At 63.5% G+C, this 23,867-nt stretch carries 26 protein-coding genes; 19 read left to right on the plus strand and 7 right to left on the minus strand.

Annotated elements, in window-relative coordinates; genetic code table 11:
- The first annotated feature begins 263 nt into the window (after window positions 1-263).
- The 4 genes from LB565_RS05650 (at window position 264) to LB565_RS05665 (ending at window position 5,504) form a co-directional block, all read left to right on the plus strand.
- Entirely contained in the window at window positions 264-1,427 is a 1,164-nt protein-coding gene (locus LB565_RS05650) for an ABC transporter permease (RefSeq protein ID WP_224582172.1), read from the plus strand.
- Window positions 1,424-2,362, plus strand: coding sequence for an ABC transporter ATP-binding protein (locus tag LB565_RS05655; RefSeq protein WP_224582173.1), 939 nt, complete (start codon window positions 1,424-1,426; stop codon window positions 2,360-2,362). Before LB565_RS05650 ends, LB565_RS05655 begins: the two co-directional genes overlap by 4 nt.
- Complete coding sequence (locus tag LB565_RS05660; RefSeq protein ID WP_224582174.1) at window positions 2,359-3,108, plus strand: ABC transporter permease; 750 nt, start codon at window positions 2,359-2,361, stop codon at window positions 3,106-3,108. Before LB565_RS05655 ends, LB565_RS05660 begins: the two co-directional genes overlap by 4 nt.
- Before the next feature lie 254 nt (window positions 3,109-3,362).
- On the plus strand, window positions 3,363-5,504 hold the full coding sequence (locus LB565_RS05665; RefSeq protein ID WP_224582175.1) for a sodium-translocating pyrophosphatase: 2,142 nt from the start codon (window positions 3,363-3,365) through the stop codon (window positions 5,502-5,504).
- Between the two features lie 91 nt (window positions 5,505-5,595).
- Here the strand turns inward: LB565_RS05665 and LB565_RS05670 are convergent, their stop codons facing one another.
- From LB565_RS05670 to LB565_RS05680, 3 genes are all read right to left on the minus strand, one after another.
- Window positions 5,596-6,582, minus strand: a complete 987-nt coding sequence (locus LB565_RS05670; protein WP_224582176.1) for a glycosyltransferase family 2 protein — start codon at window positions 6,580-6,582, stop codon at window positions 5,596-5,598.
- 1 nt (window position 6,583) lies between these two features.
- On the minus strand, window positions 6,584-7,129 hold the full coding sequence (locus LB565_RS05675; RefSeq protein WP_224582177.1) for a dTDP-4-dehydrorhamnose 3,5-epimerase family protein: 546 nt from the start codon (window positions 7,127-7,129) through the stop codon (window positions 6,584-6,586).
- A 137-nt stretch (window positions 7,130-7,266) separates the two neighbouring features.
- On the minus strand, window positions 7,267-7,791 hold the full coding sequence (locus LB565_RS05680) for an outer membrane protein assembly factor BamE (protein ID WP_224582178.1): 525 nt from the start codon (window positions 7,789-7,791) through the stop codon (window positions 7,267-7,269).
- Between the two features lie 117 nt (window positions 7,792-7,908).
- Here LB565_RS05680 and LB565_RS05685 point away from each other — a divergent pair, with 117 nt between their 5' ends.
- The 7 genes from LB565_RS05685 (at window position 7,909) to LB565_RS05715 (ending at window position 12,687) form a co-directional block, all read left to right on the plus strand.
- Window positions 7,909-8,451, plus strand: coding sequence for a ubiquinol-cytochrome C chaperone family protein (locus LB565_RS05685; RefSeq protein ID WP_224582179.1), 543 nt, complete (start codon window positions 7,909-7,911; stop codon window positions 8,449-8,451).
- Between the two features lie 11 nt (window positions 8,452-8,462).
- Window positions 8,463-9,017, plus strand: a complete 555-nt coding sequence (locus LB565_RS05690) for a YceD family protein (RefSeq protein WP_224582180.1) — start codon at window positions 8,463-8,465, stop codon at window positions 9,015-9,017.
- A 124-nt stretch (window positions 9,018-9,141) separates the two neighbouring features.
- Window positions 9,142-10,212, plus strand: a complete 1,071-nt coding sequence (gene plsX, locus LB565_RS05695; protein ID WP_224582181.1) for a phosphate acyltransferase PlsX — start codon at window positions 9,142-9,144, stop codon at window positions 10,210-10,212.
- A gap of 9 nt (window positions 10,213-10,221) precedes the next feature.
- A complete protein-coding gene (locus LB565_RS05700; RefSeq protein WP_224509218.1) occupies window positions 10,222-11,193 on the plus strand; it encodes a beta-ketoacyl-ACP synthase III in 972 nt (323 codons plus the stop codon).
- Between the two features lie 103 nt (window positions 11,194-11,296).
- A complete protein-coding gene (locus LB565_RS05705; protein WP_040983242.1) occupies window positions 11,297-11,620 on the plus strand; it encodes an integration host factor subunit alpha in 324 nt (107 codons plus the stop codon).
- Window positions 11,621-11,750: 130 nt separating this feature from the next.
- Window positions 11,751-12,290 carry a MerR family transcriptional regulator gene (locus tag LB565_RS05710; protein ID WP_224582182.1) on the plus strand — a complete coding sequence of 180 codons (540 nt, stop codon included), beginning with the start codon at window positions 11,751-11,753 and terminating at the stop codon, window positions 12,288-12,290.
- 94 nt (window positions 12,291-12,384) lie between these two features.
- The gene (locus tag LB565_RS05715; RefSeq protein ID WP_224582183.1) at window positions 12,385-12,687 is read left to right on the plus strand and encodes a hypothetical protein; all 303 of its coding nucleotides are present in this window, start codon (window positions 12,385-12,387) and stop codon (window positions 12,685-12,687) included.
- Window positions 12,688-13,148: 461 nt separating this feature from the next.
- Here the strand turns inward: LB565_RS05715 and LB565_RS05720 are convergent, their stop codons facing one another.
- Window positions 13,149-13,334, minus strand: a complete 186-nt coding sequence (locus LB565_RS05720) for a hypothetical protein (protein ID WP_224582184.1) — start codon at window positions 13,332-13,334, stop codon at window positions 13,149-13,151.
- Between the two features lie 216 nt (window positions 13,335-13,550).
- Window positions 13,551-14,159 (minus strand): hypothetical protein, encoded by a 609-nt coding sequence (locus tag LB565_RS05725; protein ID WP_224582185.1) that lies wholly within the window; start codon window positions 14,157-14,159, stop codon window positions 13,551-13,553.
- A gap of 296 nt (window positions 14,160-14,455) precedes the next feature.
- On the opposite strand from LB565_RS05725, the gene LB565_RS05730 reads away from it, so the two are divergent.
- From LB565_RS05730 to LB565_RS05760, 7 genes are all read left to right on the plus strand, one after another.
- Complete coding sequence (locus LB565_RS05730) at window positions 14,456-14,722, plus strand: helix-turn-helix domain-containing protein (RefSeq protein WP_041006389.1); 267 nt, start codon at window positions 14,456-14,458, stop codon at window positions 14,720-14,722.
- Window positions 14,723-14,962: 240 nt separating this feature from the next.
- A complete protein-coding gene (locus LB565_RS05735) occupies window positions 14,963-15,421 on the plus strand; it encodes a YbaK/EbsC family protein (RefSeq protein ID WP_224582186.1) in 459 nt (152 codons plus the stop codon).
- A gap of 257 nt (window positions 15,422-15,678) precedes the next feature.
- Window positions 15,679-17,007, plus strand: coding sequence for an NAD(P)H-dependent oxidoreductase (locus LB565_RS05740; protein ID WP_224582187.1), 1,329 nt, complete (start codon window positions 15,679-15,681; stop codon window positions 17,005-17,007).
- A gap of 2 nt (window positions 17,008-17,009) precedes the next feature.
- Window positions 17,010-18,041, plus strand: a complete 1,032-nt coding sequence (locus LB565_RS05745) for a thiamine pyrophosphate-dependent dehydrogenase E1 component subunit alpha (protein WP_224582188.1) — start codon at window positions 17,010-17,012, stop codon at window positions 18,039-18,041.
- On the plus strand, window positions 18,041-19,039 hold the full coding sequence (locus tag LB565_RS05750; protein ID WP_224582189.1) for an alpha-ketoacid dehydrogenase subunit beta: 999 nt from the start codon (window positions 18,041-18,043) through the stop codon (window positions 19,037-19,039). The genes LB565_RS05745 and LB565_RS05750 overlap by 1 nt, the downstream gene beginning before the upstream one ends.
- A gap of 3 nt (window positions 19,040-19,042) precedes the next feature.
- Window positions 19,043-20,440 (plus strand): pyruvate dehydrogenase complex dihydrolipoamide acetyltransferase, encoded by a 1,398-nt coding sequence (locus LB565_RS05755; protein WP_224582190.1) that lies wholly within the window; start codon window positions 19,043-19,045, stop codon window positions 20,438-20,440.
- Window positions 20,441-20,568: 128 nt separating this feature from the next.
- Window positions 20,569-21,735, plus strand: coding sequence for a DUF930 domain-containing protein (locus LB565_RS05760; protein ID WP_224582191.1), 1,167 nt, complete (start codon window positions 20,569-20,571; stop codon window positions 21,733-21,735).
- 79 nt (window positions 21,736-21,814) lie between these two features.
- Here the strand turns inward: LB565_RS05760 and LB565_RS05765 are convergent, their stop codons facing one another.
- A complete protein-coding gene (locus tag LB565_RS05765; protein WP_224582192.1) occupies window positions 21,815-22,489 on the minus strand; it encodes an HAD family hydrolase in 675 nt (224 codons plus the stop codon).
- Between the two features lie 91 nt (window positions 22,490-22,580).
- Window positions 22,581-23,222: a hypothetical protein gene (locus LB565_RS05770; RefSeq protein WP_224582193.1), complete on the minus strand. Its 642-nt coding sequence runs from the start codon at window positions 23,220-23,222 to the stop codon at window positions 22,581-22,583.
- 189 nt (window positions 23,223-23,411) lie between these two features.
- On the opposite strand from LB565_RS05770, the gene LB565_RS05775 reads away from it, so the two are divergent.
- Window positions 23,412-23,849, plus strand: coding sequence for a transcriptional regulator GutM (locus tag LB565_RS05775; RefSeq protein ID WP_224509260.1), 438 nt, complete (start codon window positions 23,412-23,414; stop codon window positions 23,847-23,849).
- Window positions 23,850-23,867: the final 18 nt, after the last annotated feature.

The raw sequence follows: 23,867 nt of genomic DNA on the forward strand, positions 1-23,867 counted from the left end.
ATCTCCCGCCTTGCGGGGGAGATGTCCGGCAGGACAGAGGGGGGTGCTGTCCCGCCGGCCTGTCAGCCAATCAAAGGCAAGTCCTTCGGCAGGCTTGCTTTTGAACCAACTCGAATTCAGAGGCTGGCGTTCCTTCAACGCCCCCTCTGTCCTGCCGGACATCTCCCCCGCAAGGGGGGAGATTGGATGTCGCCTAGGGTTTCGCCAATCTCCAAGGTAGCAACGTTTGCGAGGCCTCTAGTTCGTTATTCGGCGGAGGGTCGATGACCCTCCGCCTCGACAAGCTCGGCGTCGTCATTGCCGCGATCGTGGTCTATGCCGCGTTCCTTGCCCCGTTCGCGACGTTCCGGGCCAACCGCATCGTGCCGGGCCAGGCGCGTTCGATCCTCGAAGCGCTGCCGCCCGCGCCTGGCGTGCTGTTGCTGGCTATAGTGATCGCCGCCGCCGTCGTCGCCCTGCTGAGGACGCCGTTCATCCTCAGGCTGGCGGCCAACGTCGCCGCGCTGGTCGCGCTTGCGATCCTGATCGGTGTTGCCGGCGGTTTTCTGACGCCCGCCGGCAACACCTTCGCCCGCGTCTCGCCGGCCTCCGGTTTCTGGCTGCTGATCTTTGCCTTCACGCTGCTTCTCGCGGACGTGTTGACCCGGCTCAACCTGTCGCCCTGGGCGCGCCTCGGCGTGCTCGTGCTGGCCGCTTTAGCCATTGCCGTGTTGCTCGTCTCGGGACGTTGGGACAGTCTTTCCATCCTCAAGGAATACGCCAGCCGCGCCGACAGTTTCTGGGCCGAAGCTTCCAAGCACGTCACACTGGCGCTCGGCTCGCTGGCCGGCGCGGTGATCGTCGGCATTCCGCTCGGCATCTTGTGCCATCGCGTCGAGAAATTGCGGGCAGGGGTGCTCAATGTGCTCAACATCATCCAGACCATTCCGTCGATCGCGCTCTTCGGTTTGCTGATCGCTCCGCTCGGCTGGGTCGCCCTGTATGTGCCGGGTGCCGCCGCGATCGGCATCAGGGGCATCGGCACCGCGCCCGCCTTCGTCGCGCTCTTCCTCTATTCGCTGCTGCCGGTGGTGGCGAATACGGTGATTGGGCTGGCTGGTGTACCCCGCGCGGCCAACGACGCCGCGCGCGGCATGGGCATGACCGATCGCCAGCGCCTGTTCGATGTCGAGTTTCCGCTCGCCTTTCCGGTGATCCTGACCGGCATCCGCATCGTGCTGGTGCAGAATATCGGCCTTGCCACCATTGCCGCGCTGATCGGCGGCGGCGGCTTCGGCGTATTCGTTTTCCAAGGTGTCGGCCAGACGGCGATGGACCTCGTGCTGCTCGGCGCGCTGCCCACCGTGGCGCTGGCCTTCGCTGCGGCGATCATCCTCGACGCGATCATCGAGATGACAGCCACCAAGCGCAGGGTCGAAACGGCATGATCGAGATCGAAGGCATCACCAAGCGCTATGACAGCACGACGGTGGTCGATGATGTTTCGATGGTCATCGAGCCCCGAACCATCGCGACCATCGTCGGCACGTCGGGATCCGGCAAGACGACGCTGCTCAGGATGGTCAACCGGCTGGTCGAGCCGAGCTCCGGCGTCGTCAAGCTCGACGGCGCCGACAACCGCTCGGTGCCCGGCTATCAGCTGCGCCGCAGCATCGGCTACGCCATCCAGGGGCATGGCCTGTTTCCACACCGCACGGTAGCGCAGAACATCGCCACTGTGCCGTTGCTGCTCGGTTGGGACCGAGACCGCATCAAGGCGCGCGTCGACGAGTTGATGACGCTCTACCAGCTCGACCCGCAGGCTTACGGACCGCGCTACCCGCATGAGCTTTCCGGCGGGCAGCAGCAGCGCGTCGGCGTTGCCCGCGCTTTGGCCGCCGAGCCGAATGTGCTTTTGATGGATGAGCCCTTTGGCGCGCTTGACCCGATCATCCGCACCAAGGCGCAGGAGGATCTGCTGGCGATCCAGAAGCGCTTCGGCACCACCATCATCCTCGTCACCCACGATATGGAAGAAGCGGTGCATCTGGGCGACAAAATAGCCGTCATGGATGCGGGCAAGCTGGTGCAATACGCAAAGCCGGCGGAGATTCTGGCGAGGCCTGCGAACGGCTTCGTCGAGACGTTGGTGGGCGCCAGCGAAAGGCCGTTCCGGCTGCTGTCGCTGGGGCCTGTGCGCGATGCCGTGGAGTCGGGCGGCGCCGAAGGCGAGGCGATCCCCGGTGGCGCCACGCAGCGCGACGCGCTGGCCGAGCTCTTGTGGTCGGGTCGCCCCGCGCTGCCGGTGAAGGACGGCGACGGCAAGCTCATCGGCCGCGTCACCGTCGAAGGCCTGGTGAAACGCGCGGCGAGGCCGCAATGAAAGCCTGGCTGCCCGCGCTGGTGAGGCTGGCCGTGCTGGTGCTGCTGGTGGTCTTCATCACCAGCCCGAACTGGTTCGAGCCGCTGCTGAAACCGCTGACCGAGAATGGCGCGCCGGCAATCTACAACCAGGGCAGCCTGCTGACGCTGACCCTGCAGCATCTGCAGATCGTGCTGATGGCCACGGTCGCGGCGACCATCGTCGCGGTGGCTTTGGCCATCCTGGTCACCAGGCCGGCCGGCGCCGAGTTCCTGCCCTTGTCGCGCAGCCTGGTCAATATCGGCCAGACCTTCCCGCCTGTTGCCGTGCTGGCGCTTGCCGTGCCGGCTGTGGGTTTCGGCGAGAAGCCGACGCTGATCGCGCTCTTCCTCTATGGGCTGCTGCCGATCTTTGAGAACGCGCTGACGGCGCTCACCACATTGCCCGGCAACATCATGGAAGCGGCGCGGGGTGCAGGCATGACCGGCTGGCAACGATTGATGAAGGTCGAACTGCCGCTGAGCGCCCCGGTGATCCTCGGCGGCATCCGGCTCTCGGTGGTCATAAGCCTCGCCACGGCAACCATCGGCTCGACGGTAGCCGCCAAGACGCTGGGCGAGGTGATCATCGCCGGCCTGATCTCGAACAACCTTGCATTCGTGCTGCAGGGCGGCCTGATCGTCGCCGCGCTCGCGGTGCTGATCTATGACGGTCTGTCGGCCATCGAACGCTACGCCGCGCGGCGCATGGGGCAGGGCGCGGAATAACGCGACGTCTGCGGATTGGGCGAGGTGCCCCAACGTCATTTCAATCGATCTAATTCCGGGGTTGCGCTGGCACAACGTTTACTGCCCTCTTCTTTTGGGCGAAAGCCGGGCAAAAACCGAACAATATCTTGACGTTCCGAGCCCTGTTTCGCATACACCCCAGCCAAGGGGTGGAATCCGTGCGCGGCATTCATCTCCGTTCCAACGGCCCAGGGAGGGGTTCTTTTGGGCCAACAATCGAGGAAAATCCGGCAATGACCATCATTACCGCCGTCATCGCCTGCGGCTTGCTGTCAGTTCTGTACGCCATCTGGGCGACACGTTCGGTCCTTGCGTCCGATCAGGGCAATCAGCGTATGCAGGAAATCTCCGCGGCCATCCGCGAAGGCGCGCAGGCCTATCTGGCGCGCCAGTACACCACCATCGCCGTCGTCGGCATCGTCGTGCTTCTGCTTGCCTGGTGGCTGCTCTCGATCACCTCCGCGATCGGCTTCCTGATCGGCGCCGTGCTTTCGGGCGCCGCCGGCTTCATCGGCATGCATGTCTCGGTGCGCGCCAATGTGCGGACCGCGCAGGCCGCGTCCAACAGTCTCGCCGCCGGCCTCGACATCGCCTTCAAATCCGGCGCCATCACCGGCCTTCTGGTCGCGGGCCTGGCGCTGCTCGGCGTCTCGATCTACTACGCCATCCTGACCGGCCCGATGGGCCTGCAGCCGAGCGACCGGGTCGTCATTGACTCGCTGGTCTCGCTCGGCTTCGGCGCATCGCTGATCTCGATCTTCGCCCGTCTTGGCGGCGGCATCTTCACCAAGGGTGCGGATGTCGGCGGCGACCTCGTCGGCAAGGTCGAGGCGGGCATCCCCGAAGATGACCCACGCAACCCCGCCACCATCGCTGACAATGTCGGCGATAATGTCGGCGACTGCGCCGGCATGGCTGCGGACCTTTTCGAAACCTATGCGGTGACCGTCGTCGCCACCATGGTTCTGGCCGCCATTTTCTTCGGTGGCACAGCCGCGCTGGGTGCAGCTATGCTCTATCCGCTCGCCATCTGCGGCGCCTGCATCCTGACCTCGATCGTCGGCACCTTCTTCGTCAAGCTTGGTTCCAACGGCTCGATCATGGGAGCGCTCTACAAGGGCCTGATCGTCACCGGTCTGCTGTCGATCATCGGTCTCGCCGCCGCCACCTCCGCCACGGTCGGCTGGGGCGAGATCGGCACCGTCGGGGGCATCGCCGTGATCGGCAAGAACCTGTTCATCTGCGGCCTGATCGGCCTGCTGGTGACCGGTTTGATCGTGGTGATCACCGAATACTATACCGGCACCAACAAGCGCCCGGTGAACTCCATCGCCCAGGCGTCGGTGACCGGCCACGGCACCAATGTCATCCAGGGCCTCGCCGTCTCGCTGGAATCGACGGCGCTGCCCGCAATCGTCATCGTCGGCGGCATCATCGCCACCTACCAGCTCGGCGGTCTCTTCGGCACAGCGATCGCCGTCACCACCATGCTCGGCCTTGCCGGCATGATCGTGGCGCTCGACGCCTTCGGCCCGGTCACCGACAATGCCGGCGGCATCGCCGAAATGGCCGGCCTGCCCAAGGAAGTGCGCCATTCGACCGATGCGCTCGACGCTGTCGGCAACACCACCAAGGCCGTCACCAAGGGCTATGCCATCGGCTCGGCCGGCCTCGGCGCGCTGGTGCTGTTCGCGGCTTACTCGAACGATCTCCGGTTCTTTGCCGCCAATGGCGACAAATATCCCTACTTCCAGGGCATGGGCGAGATCTCCTTCGACCTCTCCAACCCCTATGTCGTCGCCGGCCTGATCTTCGGCGGCCTGATCCCCTATCTGTTCGGCGGCATCGCCATGACCGCCGTCGGCCGCGCCGCCGGCTCCATTGTCGAGGAAGTGCGCAAGCAGTTCCGTGAGGACAAGGGCATCATGGCCGGCACCTCCAAGCCGAACTACGCGCGCGCCGTCGACATCCTGACCAGGGCGGCGATCCGGGAAATGATCATCCCGTCGCTGCTGCCGGTGCTCGCGCCGCTGGTCGTCTATTTCGGCGTGCTCCTGATCTCGGGCTCGAAGGCCTCGGCCTTCGCGGCGCTCGGCGCCTCGCTGCTCGGCGTCATCGTCAACGGTCTTTTCGTCGCCATCTCGATGACCTCCGGCGGCGGCGCCTGGGACAACGCCAAGAAGTCGTTCGAGGACGGTTTCACCGACAAGGACGGTGTCAAGCACCTGAAAGGCTCCGAGGCTCACAAGGCCTCGGTCACCGGCGACACCGTCGGCGACCCCTACAAGGACACCGCCGGTCCGGCCGTCAACCCGGCGATCAAGATCACCAACATCGTCGCGCTGCTTCTGCTCGCCGTGCTCGCGCACGGCTGATTGCGGCTATTCCGGCACAAAGCCCGCGGGAGCGATCCCGCGGGCTTTGTTTTTCGGCGTGACATCATGCATTCCGCGCCCAGTGGGGCACTCAGCTGGCTTCGGGCCTTTCGCTGCCACGATATCGGGCCAGCAACGCGTCGACGTCTGGTTCTCGCTCGGGCATTGGCGGTAAGCCGCGTGTCTGGCGCAGCGCGGCAATGAACGCGCCGCGGCGATACCGGCGGCGGAAGGAACGCGCCCGCGGATGTATGCCAAACATGGCCAGAAGCCTGCGTTTGAGGTAGCGGGAACGCTTGAGGGGAGCAGGTTCCTCGGCGTTGCCGAGTATCCTGACGCGCAATGCGTCTGGCGCATTCATCGCGTCCATCAGTTCTTCCTGCTCCCGCGCCGTACCTCGCGCATAGCTGCCTTCGCGCTTGCCCGAATGCAGCATGAGCACGGTCAGATGGGGCATTGTCGCAATCACCGCACCTTTGCGCCAGGCACGGAACAGCCAGTCCTGGGAACTCTCGCAAACGCACTGGCTGGCCGGGCGCCATGGCCCAAGCCTTGGCAGCGACGTCCGCCGGATCATTTGCGCGGAGCCGAATCCGACTGTGGTGACCGGGTCATAGAAGCCGTCCCGCCCCATCCCGAGGATCATATGCCTGGAGCCTTTGCTCGCTGACGACTCGATGACTGCACCTCGGGCGATCACCACATCGGCACAGTTGGCGTCGATCCAGCCGCACATGGACGTCAGATGGTCGGGAAACCAGAGGTCGTCATGGTTCAATATGGCGACGAAACGGCCGCGTGCTCTGGCAAAGCCGATATTGTTCGGCCCCGACTGCTCGCCGAAGTTCACGGGAAGATCGATATAGGAGATGCGGGCGTCGCCGAAAGCGGCGACCGTGGTCGCGGTGTCCGGCCGGCACGCGTCGCCAATGACGATGGCTTCCCAGTCCTGCAGAGTCTGGCCAATGAGGCTCTTCAGGGCTTGATGCAGCACTGCCGGACGATTGTGCGTCGCTATCACGACCGAAACCAGCGGCTCGAGCCGTCCGGTTGGCGTGAGGAGGCCGGCCGGTTCCACGCTACACCAGCTTGTAGGGGATCTGCTCCGTGTCCGGCGGCAGGCGCCAATGGTCGGGCGCGTCATAGGCATAAGCCCTGTCGACGAGGTTGAGCAGCAACGCCGTCTCCGGTCCGAGCGCGACCACACCGTGCCAGACGCCAGGCGGAACGGTGACGATTGCCGGTCGCAAGGCGCCGACGATCTTGTGCCAGACCGTACCAAAACTGGGCGAGGCCTTGCGTCCGTCGAAAAGCGATATTCGCACGCTGCCGGCGCAGCAGAACAGGCGGTCGAGGGTCGCTGCATGTGCGTGCCAGCCCGTCACCGCGCCCGGATACATCGTGCGTTGGAACACTTGCCCGACCGGCGACTGATCGAGAGCCCATTCCGCGCGAAAGATCTCGGTCAGGTAGCCGTTGGAAGTCGCGACGGGTCTGATTTCCTTGAATGTGACGCCTTCGATCGGTGGCGCATCGACGGCGAGCCAGTCCGGCGTCACCGTCTGTTGGTCAGCCGTGCCGGTCGCCATCCAGCCCTGCGGTACGGTACGATCGTCGTTGCTCATATCCAGCCCCCGGAAATCGCCAAAGCGTCATACGTGGCTATGCGGGCATAGGCAAGCGCAGTCGGCCGGTCGCCGGCAGGCGACGAAAGACCGTCGATCGAGGTCTTTCGTTCAGTCAGGTTGCCGGGCGAGCGAACTCAGGGCGTGCCGCCGCCACCGCCGCCGGGGACGCCGGGCGCCAGCTTGCTGGCGCCGTTGATGATCTGGCTGAGGAAGTTCTGGTCCTTGCCGCCGGTCGGCGTGGTCCTCGAGATGAAGTCGAAGACCTTGCCGTCCTTGAGACCGTAATTGGCGATCTGGGTGACACGGCCGTCGGCGCCGAAATACACCGCCAGCACATGCTGGTCGACGATCCGGGGATTGTCGAAGGCGACGTAGCGCTTGCGCGTTTGCGAGATGTAGTAGAAGGCCTCGTTGTCGAAGGTCGCCGTCGTCGACGGCGTGCCCAACGCCAAAAGCACCTGCTCGCGGCTCGACCCGACCGGTACCGAATCGATCGCCTGCTGGTCGATGACGTAGCCCTTCGTCAGCGTCTCGCTTGGATGGAGATCGCCGAACATCTTGGACGAATTGCAGGCGGAAAGCGCTGATACCACAACCAGCAGCGAGGCCACGCCCACCGGGGCGGGCGCAAAGAATGACTTGAATTTCAGCGCACCCAACAACAATTCTCCATCACATCCCCGCAACTTGCGCTGGGCCGCAAAACCGGTAAACCAGCTTCGATGCCGATGCAACAAGGCCAAATTAAACAACAGGTCCCCGGGAGACCGCCCTCAATGTTCCAGCGCCTTTTTGGCCGCGAACGCAATGCCAATCGCGCTATCACCGACGCGCTCTACGCACAAATCGTGGCGGCGGCGCGGCAAACTGTTCTTTATTCCGACTGGAATGTGCCGGATACGCCGCTCGGCCGCTTCGAGATGCTGTCGCTGCATATGTATCTCATCCAGCATCGGCTGCATGGCGAGCAAGGTGTGGCCGCCGAGGTCGCGCAAGTGCTGATCGACGAATTCTTCCTCGATGTCGACCATTCGCTGCGCGAGCTAGGCATTAGCGATGTGGGCGTGCCCAAACGCATGAAGAAGCTCGCAAAGATGTTTTACGGCCGCACGGCCGCTTATGACGACGCGCTCAGGCAGGACGATCGGGTGGCCCTTGCGGCGGCGCTCGCTCGCAACGTCAGGCCGGACGCCGGTTCCTGGCCGCAGGCGCCGCTGCTGGCGGACTATGTGTGCGAGGCCTCGCAGAAGCTTGCCGCGCAGCCGACCGAATCGATCGTCGCCGGCACCGCCGCCTTCCCGGCCGCCGGCATCGCGTGAAGGAGACCGTGATGAAAGACGCCGAATTGCGCAGCCCGGTATCCTTTGTCGCCAATGTCGCGCGGCTGCCGCAAAAGGGTCTGCCTGTCCTGGTCGAGGCCGATGAGCGCCAGCGTGAAGCGCTTGCCGCCGAATACGAACTGCTTTCGGTTGAAAGCTATCGTGCCGAACTGCTTGTGGTCTCCTGGAAGCGCAATGGCGTCAAGGTCACCGGTCGCGTCGGGGCCGACATCACGCAAGCCTGCATCGTCACCCTGGATCCGGTGACCGCGCATATCGACGAGCCCGTCGAGGCGCTGTTTCTGCCGGAGCAGTCGAAGCTTGGGCGCGAGGGTTTCGAGGGCGGAGGCGAGATCATCCTCGACGCCGACGGACCGGACAGTCCGGAGACATTTTCCGGCGACACCATCGATGTCGGCGCGCTGGCCGAACAGTTTTTCGGCCTGGCGATCGACCCTTATCCGCGCAAGCCCGGAGCCTCGCTGGACGTCGCCGGCGACGACCAGGCTGAGGAAAGCGAATTCCAGAAAAAGCTGCGTTCGCTGCTTGGAAAATCCTCAGAGTGACCCGGCTTTTGGAAAAGTTGGTTGTGCGCAGGCGCAAAACCGCTATTTTCGCCGAACCTTCGCGAGCCCCCTTACCTTGGCAGGCGTCCGATGCAAGCCAGGCAAACCGTGAGAAAAATACTACGTGATCAGGATCTCCATCGATGCCATGGGCGGCGATCACGGACCGAGCGTGATCATCCCGGCGCTGATGACCGTCGCCATCCGCCGTCCTGACATCCGCTTCGTCATCTACGGCCGCGAGGACGTGGTGCGTCCCGAGCTCGCCAAGTTCCCGAAACTGGGCGAGGTGAGCGAGTTCGTCCATTGCGAGGTCGCCGTGCGCATGGACGACAAGCCAAGCCAGGCCCTGCGCCACGGCCGCTGGAAGTCGTCGATGTGGAAGGCCGTCGAAGCGGTCAAGAACGGCGGCGCGCAGGCCTGCATCTCGGCCGGCAACACCGGCGCGCTGATGGCGATGTCGAAATTCTGCCTGCGCACCATGGCCACTATCGACCGCCCGGCGATCGCGGCGCTCTGGCCCACGACGCGCGGTGAAAGCGTCGTGCTCGATGTCGGCGCCACGATCGGCGCCGATGCGCATCAGCTTATCGACTTCGCCATTCTGGGCACCGGCATGGCGCGCTCGGTATTCGGCATCGAACGCCCGAGCGTCGGCCTGCTCAATGTCGGCGTCGAGGAGATCAAGGGCCAGGAAGAGGTCAAGGAAGCCGGCCGCATGCTGCGCGAGGCCAACATGGCCTCGATGAATTATCGCGGCTTCGTCGAGGGCGACGATATCGGCAAGGGCACGGTCGACGTGGTGGTCACCGAGGGTTTTGCCGGCAATATCGCGCTCAAGACGGCCGAAGGTACCGCAAGGCAGATCGCCGGCTATCTGCGCGCCGCCATGAGCCGCACGCTCATGGCCAAGATCGGCTATGTCTTCGCCAAAGGCGCCTTCGACAGGCTGCGCGAGAAGATGGATGTCGGTCGCTCCAATGGTGGCGTCTTCCTCGGATTGAACGGTATCGTGGTGAAGAGCCATGGCGGCGCCGATTCGGACGGCTTCGCGGCCGCCATCGAGCTCGGCTACGACATGGTGCGCAACAATCTGCTTGACCGGATCGAGGCCGACCTCGATCTGTTCCATGCGCGCAACCCGACTGCGCAGGCAAACAGGAAATCCGGCGTCGCCGCCGACGCCGAGGAATAGGAAAGAACCTTGATCAGATCAGTCGTGCGCGGCAACGGTGCCGCGCTGCCCCGCCGCATCATGAAGAATGCCGACTTCGAAGGCATGGTCGAGACCTCCGACGAGTGGATCGTCCAGCGCACCGGCATTCGCCAGCGCCACGTCGCGGCCGACGACGAGACGACAGCCTCGCTGGGTGAGGCGGCGGCGCGCGCCGCGCTCGACAGCGCCGGCATGACGCCCGCCGATATCGACCTCATCATCCTGGCGACCTCGACGCCCAACAACACGTTTCCCGCGACGGCCGTCGAAATCCAGAACCGGCTCGGCATGCATCACGGCTTTGCCTTCGACATGCAGGCCGTGTGCTCGGGTTTCGTCTATGCCGTTGCCACCGCCGATCTTTATATCCGTGGCGGCTTGGCCAAACGCGTCCTGGTGATCGGTTCGGAAACATTCTCGCGCATCCTCGACTGGAGCGATCGCTCGACCTGCGTGCTGTTCGGCGACGGCGCCGGCGCGCTGGTTCTCGAAGCGGAAGACGGCGCCGGCGCGATCACCGATCGCGGCGTTTTGGCGGCAAGCCTGCGCTCGGACGGCGTGCACAAGGACAAGCTCTTCGTCGACGGCGGCCCTTCGACCACGGGAACCGTCGGTCATCTCAGGATGGAAGGCCGTGAAGTGTTCAAGCATGCCGTCGGCATGATCACCGATGTCATCGAGGCGACCTTCGGCGAGGCCGGCATAACAGCCGAGGACCTCGACTGGTTCGTGCCGCATCAGGCCAATAAACGGATTATTGACGCTTCCGCCAAGAAGCTCGGGATTGCCGAAGAGAAAGTGGTGGTCACCGTCGATCTACACGGTAACACCTCGGCTGCCTCGGTGCCGCTCGCGCTGTCGGTGGCCGTCGCCGACGGCCGCATCAAGAAGGGCGACCTCGTGCTTCTCGAGGCGATGGGTGGAGGTTTCACCTGGGGCGCGGTGTTGCTCCGCTGGTAAGTGCCGAACTCGCCGGTTCGGTTCTTGACCTTGCCGGATCAATTACTTAGGCTCTGCCTTTGCCTGTATCGATTTACGTTTTGCGAGCAGATGGGACGGTCGCATGGGGGGAAAGACACTTACGCGTGCCGACCTAGCTGAGGCCGTTTACCGGAAGGTCGGCTTGTCGCGGACTGAATCGGCGGAGCTCGTCGAGGCCGTCCTGGATGAGATCTGCGAAGCCATCGTTCGCGGCGAGACGGTGAAGCTATCTTCCTTCGCCACCTTCCACGTCCGTTCCAAGAACGAGCGCATCGGCCGCAACCCCAAGACCGGCGAGGAAGTGCCGATCCTGCCGCGCCGGGTGATGACGTTCAAATCGTCGAATGTGCTCAAGAACCGGATCCTGCGTTCGCACCAGAATAGCAAGGGCAAGGGCGGCAAATAATTTGCTGGCGAATACGGTTGAAAACTGCCGGCGGTTTGAAGCCGGGCTTGAATATCGTTCCATAAATCGCTGAAATAAGGCGCGATTCGGCATCATGCTCGGATCGTGGTCCAGTGTGGAGGATTGGCCCATGGACAAGAGCCCCGATGCTTTCCGCACCATCAGCGAAGTCGCGGAAGACCTTGATCTGCCGCAGCACGTGCTGCGTTTCTGGGAGACGCGCTTCACCCAGATCAAGCCGATGAAGCGCGGCGGCGGCCGGCGCTACTACCGGCCTCAGGACGTCGAGCTGATCAAGGGCATTAGGCATATGCTCTACGATCAGGGCTATACGATCAAAGGCGTGCAGAAGCTGTTGCGCGAGAACGGCAACCATTTCCTGGTCGCGATCGGCAGTGGCGACATGGCCGCCGTGGAGGCGATCGCCCAGCGCCGCCAGGCCGAGCAGGTGCCGCTGACTGCGGCCGCGCAGCCGCGCGGCGACGAGGACGCGCTGGTCGGCCAGCCGAAGGTGAAGCCTAGCCGCCGTTTCTTCGGCCTCGGCAAGAGCGACGACGAAGGGCCGGTTCAACCCGACTCTTCGAAATTGTCGCGTGACAATCGCGCGTTGCTGCAGGAGGCGCTGTTCGATCTGCTGGAATGCAAGCGCCTGCTCGACCAGGTTCGTTGAACGGGTCCTCATCGACTTGACGCCGCGCGGTCAGCCCGCAGGAACTGGCTCGCGGTCCGTGCGTTAGGCCTTCTCGAAGAGAAGGACAACAGGCATGGCATCGTTCTCGGACCTCTCCGACCTTGATATCGACAAGCAGGTCGCGGCGCTTTCGCGGCAATTGCACGATCTCAAGAAAGTTTTGGCCAGGCGCGGTGACGCCTATTATGAGGATAGCCGCGAGGCGGCGTCCGACTATTATTCGCAACTTGCCGAACGCCTCCACGAGGCATTGCCGGCAATAAGGCGCAGGGGCAGGGCGATCGAGCGTACGGCGCGCGATCATCCGGCGACGGCGGCCGCCGTCGGCCTCGTCGTGGTCGGATTGCTTGTCGGCCTTTTGATCGGCCGGCGCTGATCGATCAGTGGATTCGAAACAGAAATGGCGGCCGTCTCGACAGCCGCCATTCTTATGCCGCTTGGCAGTTCGCGAGCTTGAGCCGGCTCTTCGCGTCGATCTTCAGCGCCTCGGCATAGAAACGGCTCACTCGGCCGCCAGCTTGTCGGTCAGCGTCACGAACCGCGGATTGCAGTCGACGATCTTCCGCCACAACATCAACTCGTTTTAGCGCGTCGGGACGGCGGGATTTGGCAGATAGCGGGCTTCAGGGCGAAGCGGGTAACGAGAGCCGGATGGCGAAGCGTCAGGACGACACGAGCCACCGCCGGCACCAGGCGGTCTCTGGCCGGCAGATCAGCGCGGGCGTCATTACGCGGATTCCGGAGCGCGGTTCGACATCACCGATGCTAAGCAGAGATCCGATGGGAAGGCCGGTCCGCTCTGGCGGCGAAGGCCTGCCTTCCCATCGGCGAAGGGGATCAGTACTTCTTCGGAGCCATCTTCGTGTGATGATGATGGTAATGGCGGTGATGATGCCTGTGGTGATGACGATAATGATGGTGCTTCTTCATCGGAGCCGCGTCGGCGCTGGTGGCGCCGAGGATCGGCATGGTGAACGCCAGAGCCAGAGCCAGCCCGAGCGCGGAGAGGAGGGACTTCTTCATGACTTCGTTTCCTTTTTACGCGGGGCGTTCCGAGATCCACCTGAGCAAATCGGTGACCCATGCCTCGCGATAAGGACTATCCTCCTGGTTTTTTTCGATAATTTTTCCCAGATGTAGATTTTTGTTTCTGGATTGCTTCTGACAGGCTCTCTTGCGCCGCGCCCGCCCCTGACGGGTGAAGATTGCGCGATCTTTCGAAATCCGAGGGTGCGGCCCTCACATAGGCGGCGCGACACCGTGATTTCCGACCACGACGCGATTGGCGACGAGCTTGCCGTCGCCACCGCGCTCGGCGTTGACGAACACTGCGACGCCCGGCGTGAGATCCGCCGGCGTGGCGCTGGCGAATGTCACGATCGGTGTGGTCTGCGGGATCGCGATCTGTTTCTTCTGGCCGTAGTCATAGGTGAGCGTGACCGTGCGGCCCTCGATCTCGGTGACGTCGGCGACCGTGCCGTTGGTCATGCGGCTGTTGGGCTGCAAATCCCAGTCGCGGTCGCCTTCACCCGTACCCTGCAGAGCGGCGGGAAAGATCACGACTTCCAGCGCGCCGCTGCCGCCATCGGCCTTGGATATCGAGGCGATGCCGAGAAAATCACCCCGCTTGATATCGGCTGCCGATGCCTTGGCGACACCCGAAATCCTCCAGCCGTCGGCAAGCGCGATCGCATCGGTCTTGCCGTTGCCGTCCTTCACCGTCAGCGTCGATCCGATAAGGCTGACGACAGTGCCTCGAATACGTGCGGCACCCGCCGCCCATGCTTGCGTCGCGCCGATGACGCTTGAGATTGTGCCAAGCACAATTACGAATGATTTCAAATTCATGGGATCCGGTCCTTCCGAGAAACTTCCGGCGCCGTCTGTCGGCTGCCGGTGACGGAAAAGCGAACGAATCGGGACGTCGACAAATGCCGGCGAATCCGGTCTCGGACCCTCAAAAGAACTTGATTGAGCGCCGCGCGACCTTACATGTGTAAAGCCTGAGGCACGGTCTAAACGCCGCTTCACGATGGCGTGACGCCGCATCGGTGCTCTTGGCAAATCATTTGTTAACGAGCATTCTCCCGCCCGTCTCAGGCAACACCATTTCATCAGACCCTGTTTCATCCCAAGGAGTTGCCATGCCCAACACCGCACGAAACGCTGTTTCGAACAACATCATTGCCGCGTCCGGCCTCAACCCGTTGAAAGCCGCTCGTGAAACGAGGGGATATACGATCGAGGAACTCTCTTTGACCTGCGGCCTGGCCGTCGGCGAGATCATCGATATCGAGGACGGCAAGGACGCCGACCCCGCCAAGCTCCGGCGCATCGCTTCGGCGCTGCAGATGCCGGAAGAGGAATTGATCAGTGTGCCGGCCGAAGAGAATCGGCCCACCCAGCAATAGAGACGCGAAAAGCGCCCATCGAAGAGCCCGCCGGGATTTCGCCCGGTGGGCTTTTTAGTGCCTGCACAGCGCAGACGCTGGCTCTTGCCAAGATCGGCGGCATCATGCGATTCGCCACCGCTGCTGATCGAGCAATTCCAGGAAAAGTGTGAGCGGTTAAGTTCGGCGCCTTCGCCGTACCTTCCGTCCGGAATTGCGTAAAAACAAAGAGACACCAGACAGGCCTGACGAGGAATTCACATGAGCTTGGAATCGGTTCGCGCCTTCTTTGCCGAGCACGCGCCGGACGTGGAGGTCATCGTCACCGAGGCAAGCTCGGCCACTGTCGCGCTGGCGGCGGAGGCGCATGGCGTGACGCCGGCGCAGATCGCCAAGACGATCTGCCTGCGCATCGGCGAGGAGACCATTCTGGTCGTGACCAGCGGCGTCGCCCGGCTCGATAATCGCAAATTCAAGGACAGGATGGGCGGCAAGCCGCGCATGCTCGGCGGCGAGGAGGTGCTGGCCGTCACCAGCCATCCGCCGGGCGGCGTCTGCCCGTTCGGCCTGCCGGCGCCGCTGCCGATCTATTGCGACCTGTCGCTCAAGCCTTTCGACGAAGTCGTTCCCGCCGCCGGCGCCACCAATGCCGCGGTGCGCATCACGCCGCGGCGCATGGCCGATCTGGTCGGCGCCGTATGGGTCGACGTTTGCCAGTAACATTTCCCGTCTAGATATCTTTTTAGCGGTCCGCAAAAGGACTGTCCCGCGGCTTTGACCGGAACCCGGTCGCGAACGCTCGTTTCCCTTTGGCTCGGCGCAGGCGCTCGCTGTCAAAGCATTTCGCCGTTGCGTCCCGATTAATTCGAAAAGCGTCGACCAACGGCCAAATTCTGGACATTAGTCTTGACAGAAATACATATGTTCAATATCCGTCAAGCAACCGAACAGCGTGCGATATGGGAGGAATACACGGTATGGCGTCCAATGTTTCGCTGACGGGCCTTGCCCGCGATCTCGAGGAACGAGCCAAGTCCGGCAAGCCCATCCGCATCGGCCTGATCGGCTCCGGCGAAATGGGCACCGACATCGTCACCCGCGTCGCCCATATGTCCGGCATTGAGATCGGCGCCATCTCCGAATTGAACCTTCCCGCCGCCAGCAAGGCCGTCGATATCGCTTTCCAGGAAACCGGACACGCGCGGGAAGTGTCGACCGCCTCGGCGATGACGTCGGCCATGGAGGCGGGCAAGATCGCCGTCACCAACGATTCCAGCCTGATCATCGGCAACGACCTCATCGACGTCGTCATCGACGCGACCGGCGTTCCGGCCGTCGGCGCCGAGATCGGCCTCCACGCCATGGAGCACGGCAAGCACCTGGTGATGATGAATGTCGAGGCCGACGTCACCATCGGCGCCTATCTCAAGAGCGAAGCCGACCGCCTCGGCGTGACCTATTCGCTGGGCGCCGGCGACGAGCCGTCTTCCTGCATGGAACTGATCGAGTTCGTCTCCGCCATGGGCCATCCGATCGTTGCCGCCGGCAAGGGCAAGAACAACCCGCTCAACATCGATGCCACGCCTCCGGACTATGAGGAGGAGGCGAAGCGCCGGCATATGAACGTGCGCATGCTGGTCGAATTCGTCGACGGTTCGAAAACTATGGTCGAGATGGCGGCGATTGCCAACGCGACCGGGCTGGTCCCTGACAAGCCCGGCATGCACGGCCCGTCCGCGACGCTCGGCGAATTGTCGAAGGTGCTGGTGCCCGAGAAGGATGGCGGCGTGCTGTCGAAGGTTGGCGTCGTCGACTATTCGATCGGCAAGGGCGTTGCGCCCGGTGTCTTCGTCGTGGCCGACATGTCGCATCCCCGCATCTCGGAGCGCATGGAAGACCTGAAGATGGGCAAGGGCCCGTATTTCACCTTCCATCGCCCCTATCATCTGACCTCGCTCGAAGTGCCGCTGACCTGCGCCCGCGTCGTGCTTTACGGCAAAGCCGACATGGTGCCGCTGGCCAAGCCCGTGGCCGAGGTCTGCGCGGTCGCCAAGAAGGATCTGAAGCCCGGCGACAAGCTCGATGCCATCGGCGAGTATTGCTACCGCGCCTGGATCATGACGGCGCCGGAAGCCCATGCGGCACGCGCCATTCCCTGCGGCCTGCTGCAGGGCGGCTCCGTTACCCAGCCCATCAAGAAGGGCGAGCTCATCACCTATGCCAATGCGGCGCCCGCGCCGGGCTCGAAGATCGCCGAGCTGCGTGCCCGCCAGGACAAGCTCGTTTACGGCGCCGTGGAGGCGTGATCATGGCCGGAGCCAGCAAAGCCGCCGTCGTGGATAGCCGGGCCAACCTGCCTTTCGTCTATCGCCAGTACAGTCCGGAGCAGCTCAGGGAGGTGCTTCACAAGATGTACCTGATCCGCCGCTTCGAAGAGGGCGCGGAAGAGTGCTACACGCGAGGTCTCATCCACGGCACCATGCACCTGTCCATCGGCCAGGAGGCCAGCGCCATGGGCATCTGCATGCCGCTCGCTGCGGATGATCAGATCACCTCGACGCATCGCGGCCATGGCCATTGTATCGCCAAGGGCGCCGAGGTCAGCCGGATGTTCGCGGAGTTTTTCGGCAAGACCACGGGCTATTGCAAGGGCCGCGGCGGCTCCATGCATATCGCCGATGTCGCCAAGGGCAATCTCGGCGCCAACGGCATCGTTGCCGGCGGCATTCCGATCGCAGTGGGTGCCGCGCTCTCGTCCAAGATGATGAAGACCGGCAAGGTCGTGGTCTCCTTCTTCGGCGACGGCGCCAACAATGAAGGCGCCTTCCACGAGGCGTTGAACATGGCGGCGATCTGGAAGCTGCCGGTGATCTTCGTGTGCGAGAACAACGGCTACGGCATGTCGACCTCGACGGCGCGCTCGACCGCGGTAAAGAACATTGCCGAGCGGGCGGCCGCCTATTCGATGCCGGGCGTCATCGTCAACGGCAACATCTTCTCCGAGGTCGCCGAGGCGTCCTTCAAGGCGGTCGAGCGGGCACGCGCGGGCGAGGGGCCGACGCTGATCGAATCCAAGACCTACCGTCATCGTGGCCATTCCAAGAGCGACCGCAACCGTTACCGCACCAAGGAAGAGATCGAGGATTGGATGGCGAACCGCGATCCGATCACGCTCTTCGAGACGGAACTCCGCGATTTCGGCTTCATCGACGACCAGGGCATCCAGGCGATCCGCGACGCGGTCGCCAAGGAGATCGCCGACGGCATCGAATTCGCCAAGGCGAGCCCGGCGCCGGAGATCGCCACCCTGCAGAACTATGTTTACACGGAGCAAGCGTGATGGACGCTGCGCTGCGTGAACTGAGCTACGCCCAGGCGATCCAGGAAGCCATGGCGATCGCCATGGATATGGACGAGCGCGTCTTCCTGATGGGCGAGGACATCGGCGTCTATGGCGGCGCCTTCCAGGTGACCGGCGATCTGGTCGAGCGCTACGGCACCGATCGGGTGATCGACACGCCGATTTCGGAATTGGGCGGCGCTGGCGTCGCGGTGGGCGCGGCCGTCACCGGCATGCGGCCGATCTTCGAATTCCAGTTCTCGGATTTCGCCACGCTCGGCATGGAGCAGATCGTCAACCAGGCGGCCAAGATGCGCTTCATGCTCGGCGGCGAGGTTTCGGTGCCGGTGGTGATGCGTTTCCCGGCCGGCTCCGGCACCGGTGCCGCCGCGCAGCACAGCCAGAGCTTAGAGGCCTGGCTCGGCCACGTGCCTGGCCTCAAGGTCATCCAGCCGGCGACACCGCACGATGCCAAGGGTATGCTGTTGGCCGCGATCGCCGATCCGGACCCGGTCATGATCTTCGAGCACAAGCTGCTCTACAAGATGAAGGGCCATGTGCCCGAAGGCCACTACACCGTGCCGATCGGCAAGGCCGAGATCCGCCGCGAAGGCCGCGACCTCACCATTGTCGCCACATCGATCATGGTGCAGAAGGCGCTCGACGCCGCTGCGGCGCTGGAAGGCGAGGGCATCGACATCGAGGTGGTCGACCTGCGCACGATCCGCCCGATCGACGGGCAGACCGTCATCGACAGCGTGAAGAAGACATCGCGGTTGCTCTGCGTCTACGAAGCGGTGAAGACGCTGGGCATCGGCGCGGAAGTCAGCGCCATGGTCGCCGAAAGCGAGGCGTTCGACTATCTCGATGCGCCCATCGTGCGCCTTGGCGGCGCCGAGACGCCGATCCCCTACAATCCGGACCTGGAAAAGGCGACGGTGCCGCAGGTTCCCGACATCATCGCCGCCGCGCGCGACCTCGTGAAAGGGGTTCGCTGAGCGATGCCGACCGAAGTCATTCTCCCCAAGGTCGACATGGATATGGCGACCGGCCAGATCTCGCGCTGGTTCGCCGAGGAGGGCGCCCGCGTCAAGAAGGGCGACGTGCTTTTCGAGATCGAGACCGATAAGGCGGCGATGGAGATCGACGCGCCGGCAAGCGGCACGCTGCGCAACGTCACCGGCAAGGAGCGCGTCGACATTCCGGTCGGCGAGCCGGTCGCCTGGATTTATGCCGATGACGAAGTGTATTCGGCTGAGACGACGCAGAACAAGGCTTCAATCTCCCCCCTCGCGGTGGAGATGTCGGCGAAGCCGACAGAGGGGGGCGCTGTCCCGCTGACGTCTCGTTCTGTCGCGCCCCCCTCTGGCCTGCCGGGAAGTGGCCAATCGCAGGGGGCTGTGCGCGCTACGCCCCTGGCTCGTCGCTTGGCTCGTGAGGCTGGTCTGAACCTTTCTGCCTTGTCAGGTTCCGGGCCGTATGGCCGTATAACGAAGGCCGACGTTGAGGCAGCGATTTCCTCCCTCCTTGAGGGGGAGGTGTCCGCGAAGCGGACGGAGGGGGTCGTCTCAAAAGGCACCGTCTATTTGGCGCCGAGCCCAGCCGAAGCGACCCCGCCCGACCTACCTGCGGCAGGACACCCTCCTCTCAAGGGGGAGGGGGACGTTCTGAAGCTGTTCGCCGAGGGCTCCTATGAACTCGTGCCGCATGACAACATGCGCAAGACCATCGCGCGCCGCCTGGTCGAGGCGAAGTCCACCATCCCGCATTTCTATTTGACACTGGACTGCGAGCTCGATGCGCTGCTTGCGTTGCGCACGCAGTTGAATGCCGCCGCACCAATGAGGAAGACCGACAAGGGCGAGGTTCCGGCCTACAAGCTCTCGGTCAACGACATGGTGATCAAGGCCATGGCCATGGCGCTGATGGCGGTGCCGGACGCCAACGCCTCCTGGACGGAGAACGCCATGGTCAAGCACAAGCACGCCGATGTCGGCGTTGCCGTCTCGATCCCCGGCGGCCTGATCACGCCGATCATCCGGCATGCGGACGAAAAGACGCTGTCGGTCATCTCCAACGAGATGAAGGACCTGGCAAGCCGCGCCAGGAACCGCAAGCTGAAGCCGGAAGAATATCAGGGCGGCACGACGGCGGTGTCCAATCTCGGCATGTTCGGCGTCAAGGACTTCGCCGCCGTCATCAACCCGCCGCATGCGACGATCCTGGCGGTCGGCGCCGGCGAGGAGCGAGCAGTGGTGAAGAAGGGCGAGATCAAGATTGCCACGGTGATGTCGGTGACCTTGTCGACCGATCACCGCGCCGTCGACGGCGCGCTTGGCGCCGAACTGCTCGGCGCCTTTAAGCGCCTGATCGAAAACCCGATGGGCATGCTGGTGTAAGCCAATCCCTGCAGGGCCTTGATCCGGCTTGCTCTTACGCCTCCGATCACCGACTTGTCAGGCCTGCAGCTCGCGCAAATCCCGGCAAATGCTTGAAGCCGCCGTCATTTCGTTCCACATCGGGCGCAATGAACGGCAAGATGCGGGAATGGTTTCGGAATTGGCGGTGGGCCTTGGCCGCATCGCTATTCCTGCATGCCCTGATTGCAGCGTTCTTGTTCTTCGGCTTGCAGAGACCCGACCAACAGCCGGATCAGCAGGAACAGCCGGTCAACGTCGCGATCGTGCCGCCGCCCGAGCAGCCCAAGCCGAAGCCCGCCCCAAAGCCGCCGGAGCCGGCGCCTGAAAAGAAGGCTGAAAAGCCGCCCGAGCAGGCCGTGCAAAAGCCACCGCCGCCGCAGCCGCCGAAACCGCAGGACGTCCCGGTTCTGAAGCGCGTTTTCCAATATGGCGAGAAGGATACCGGCCCGGAGAAATCTCTCAACGGCGGCAGCGCGCCGGCCAACGCCCCGTCGCCGGCCAAGGATGAACCCGCGAAGCCGCCGGTCGAACCGAAGCCGGCGCCGAACGATGCCGCTCCGCCTGCAACGCCCGAGCAGCAGGCAGACTCCAGCACGGCTCAAGAGAAGCCGGTAACCGCCACGCCGGACGAAAAACCCGCGCAAAGCGAGGAGAAGCAGGCGACCGAGGACACCGACAAACAGCAGCAGGACAAGCAGGAGGCGGCTCCGCAACCAGCCGAAAAGCAAGCTGCCGAAGCGCCAAAGCCGTTGGCGGCCGAAGCCGGCGACAAGCCCGCGCCAGCCGAAAAGGCAAAGCCTAAGGCTTCCAAGGCGATGAAGTTCAAATCCGCAAGAGCTTTGAGAGCGCCAAGCGGAAATCCGGGAAGGTCAAGCCCCGCCGACAGCGAGGTTGCGGGATCGCCGATCTATTCCGGTCTGCCGGGTGTCAGAAAGCTCTACTCGCCGGGTGCAACCGGCAACGCGCAGGCCACAAGCTCGATGGAGAACGTGCCGCGCGATCAGCGCATTGCCAATCTTTGCGCCAACGTCCTGAACCAGGAATTGCAAAGTGCCGATTACTCGCCGAAATGGCTGCCGACCATTCCCTTGAAGCAGGGCAATGTTCTTAACCCTCCGCAGGCGGCCTTCAGCACGACAACCCAATGGTACGATCTGAGCTTCCGCTGCGAGGTCGACGCCGATGCGACGAGGGTCCTGTCCTTCAACTTCCGCGTGGGGGGATTGGTCCCGCCCGGTGACTGGACCCGGCGTCGCTTTCCCAGTCTCCGCTAGCTAGAGCATGAACCGAAGGGCGCCGAATGCAAAAAAGCGGGAACCGGTTTTCGGAGAAGATCATGCAACAAGAGTTGGCTCAGGCCGGGACACCAAGCCCCGCCAATTGCCGGCTGACTTCGTGCCAGTCGGCGCAGACGAAATCGGCACCGGCAGCCTTCAGTCGCGCGCCGTGCTCGGGATAGGTATGCCCGCCGCCGGTATAGCCGATCGCGACCATGCCGGCCGCCACCGCGCCCTGGACGCCGAACGGCGAATCCTCGACCACAATGCAATCGGCCGGTTTCGCGCCCATCTTCTCGGCGGCATAGAGGAAGATGTCGGGCGCCGGCTTGCCGTTCTTGACCATCGAGGAGGAAAAGATCGCCTCGCCGAAGAAGCGTGACAATCCGGTCACCGACAGGCTGTGGTTGATGCGTTCGACCGAGGATGACGAGGCGACGCAGCGGTCGCCGGCAAGCGCGCTGAGGAAAGGCACGATCTCCTGCGTAGGCTTCAACTCCTCGGAAAAGAGCAGCTTGGTCTCGGCCCAGATGTCGCCGTCGGCGGCAGGCGGGAACTGATGTCCCGTCAGTTCCCTGATTTTGACGATGATGTCGGACTGCTTCATGCCGATGCATTGCGCGATGATGCCGCCATGGACGCCGGGCATGCCGTGTCTTTCGTAAACGCGCTCATAGGCCTTGGCAGCAAGCGGCTCGCTGTCGACGAGAACGCCGTCGCAGTCGAAAATCATCAGTCTGGATCGCGCCACGCGCTTCTCCCGGCTTCGATATCAGATGTTGCACATCGCTATCGATAAAAAGTCAGATGTCCAATAGTAAGGAGGCTACGTCCCCAACGCTTCAGAGCTGGCGCAGCGCCTCGCTGACCGGCGAGGATCCAAGCGCGCGCTGCATGGCCTGGCGCGATTGCGCGCGATCGGGCGTGATCCAGTTGGGCTCGGCGCCGAGGAACCGGTCGAGGAAGGCAACCGCATAGGCGGGCATTTCCATTGCGTTCTCGCGGTAGGACCACCAGGTGCGCAGGTCGTCGGCGCATTTGTCGATGCTGGGCGCCGTGCCGAATTCCTGCTCGTGCACGGCCAGGATCGCCGACACGCAATAGTTGGTATAGAGAAAACCTTCCGGCCAGAAGCGCACGATTTCTGCCGTGCCGGCATTGGCTTCGGTCTCGATCATTTCGGTGAGTCCTGAGACCTCCCGCGCCGGCGCCTGCCGGATCAGCTCGCGCAGAACGAGCCCGGCGGCGAAGACGATGAAGTCGGCGCGGTCTATCGCCGCGAATCGCTTCTGCTCTTCCATGACTTCGATCCAGTCGAGAAAGGCGCGCGTCAGCTTGGCCTCGTCGATCTCGAAACGAACGCCGAAGGTTTCCGACACCACCTTTGCGCTGCTGCGGAAGGTGGCGCGGAACCAGCGCAGCTGCCGCAGCCGATGACGAAGGTCCGGCATAAGCGCGAGTTCGTGCCTGAAAGGCAGATCCATGTCTCTATTCCCGTTTGACGACAGGCTAGCACAGGCGCTGCCGATGCCGAAATCGGTCAGCCGCCTGTGGAGCGTTACGGCGGCTAATATAATACATGTTGACATTCTAGGAAACAAATGTTCTCACTTTCGGGTCATCTCGCCTCCGTCCAATATGTGCCGGAGGAAGAGAATCGGGAGGAAACCGAAATGGCGATCTGGCAGTGGGCGCTGCTTCTGCTGTTTGTTGTCTGGGCGCTGCAATCGCTCGGTGTCTGGCTGCAGATGCGGCATTATTCGGACGTCTTCAAAGGTGTCACCGGAGAGTTCAAGGACGGCTTCGTCGGCGCTGGTAATTTCCGCGGACGGCTGGCCAAGGGCACGATTGCGCTGATTGTCGTGACGCCGGACCTCATCGTGCGCCGCATGATGGTCATGAGCGGCCGCTCGGTGCTGACCAAGTTCAAGCGACATGAAGAATTCGAGGGCATCCCCCTCGATCGACTCCGGTCCAACCCTGCGATCATGGGGGAGGGGGAACCCGGTGTGGCCGAGGCCGTGAAACGGGCGATCGAGCAGATCGACCGCGCGCGGTCGGAGCCGGGGAAGAAGCCGGGCCTGTCCGGCTTGAACGTAGCAAGGGCTTAAACGGACGCCGGCAGCCGG

Origin of the sequence: Mesorhizobium sp. CA14 (assembly GCF_020165195.1) — a bacterium.
Taxonomy (GTDB): Bacteria; Pseudomonadota; Alphaproteobacteria; order Rhizobiales; family Rhizobiaceae; genus Mesorhizobium.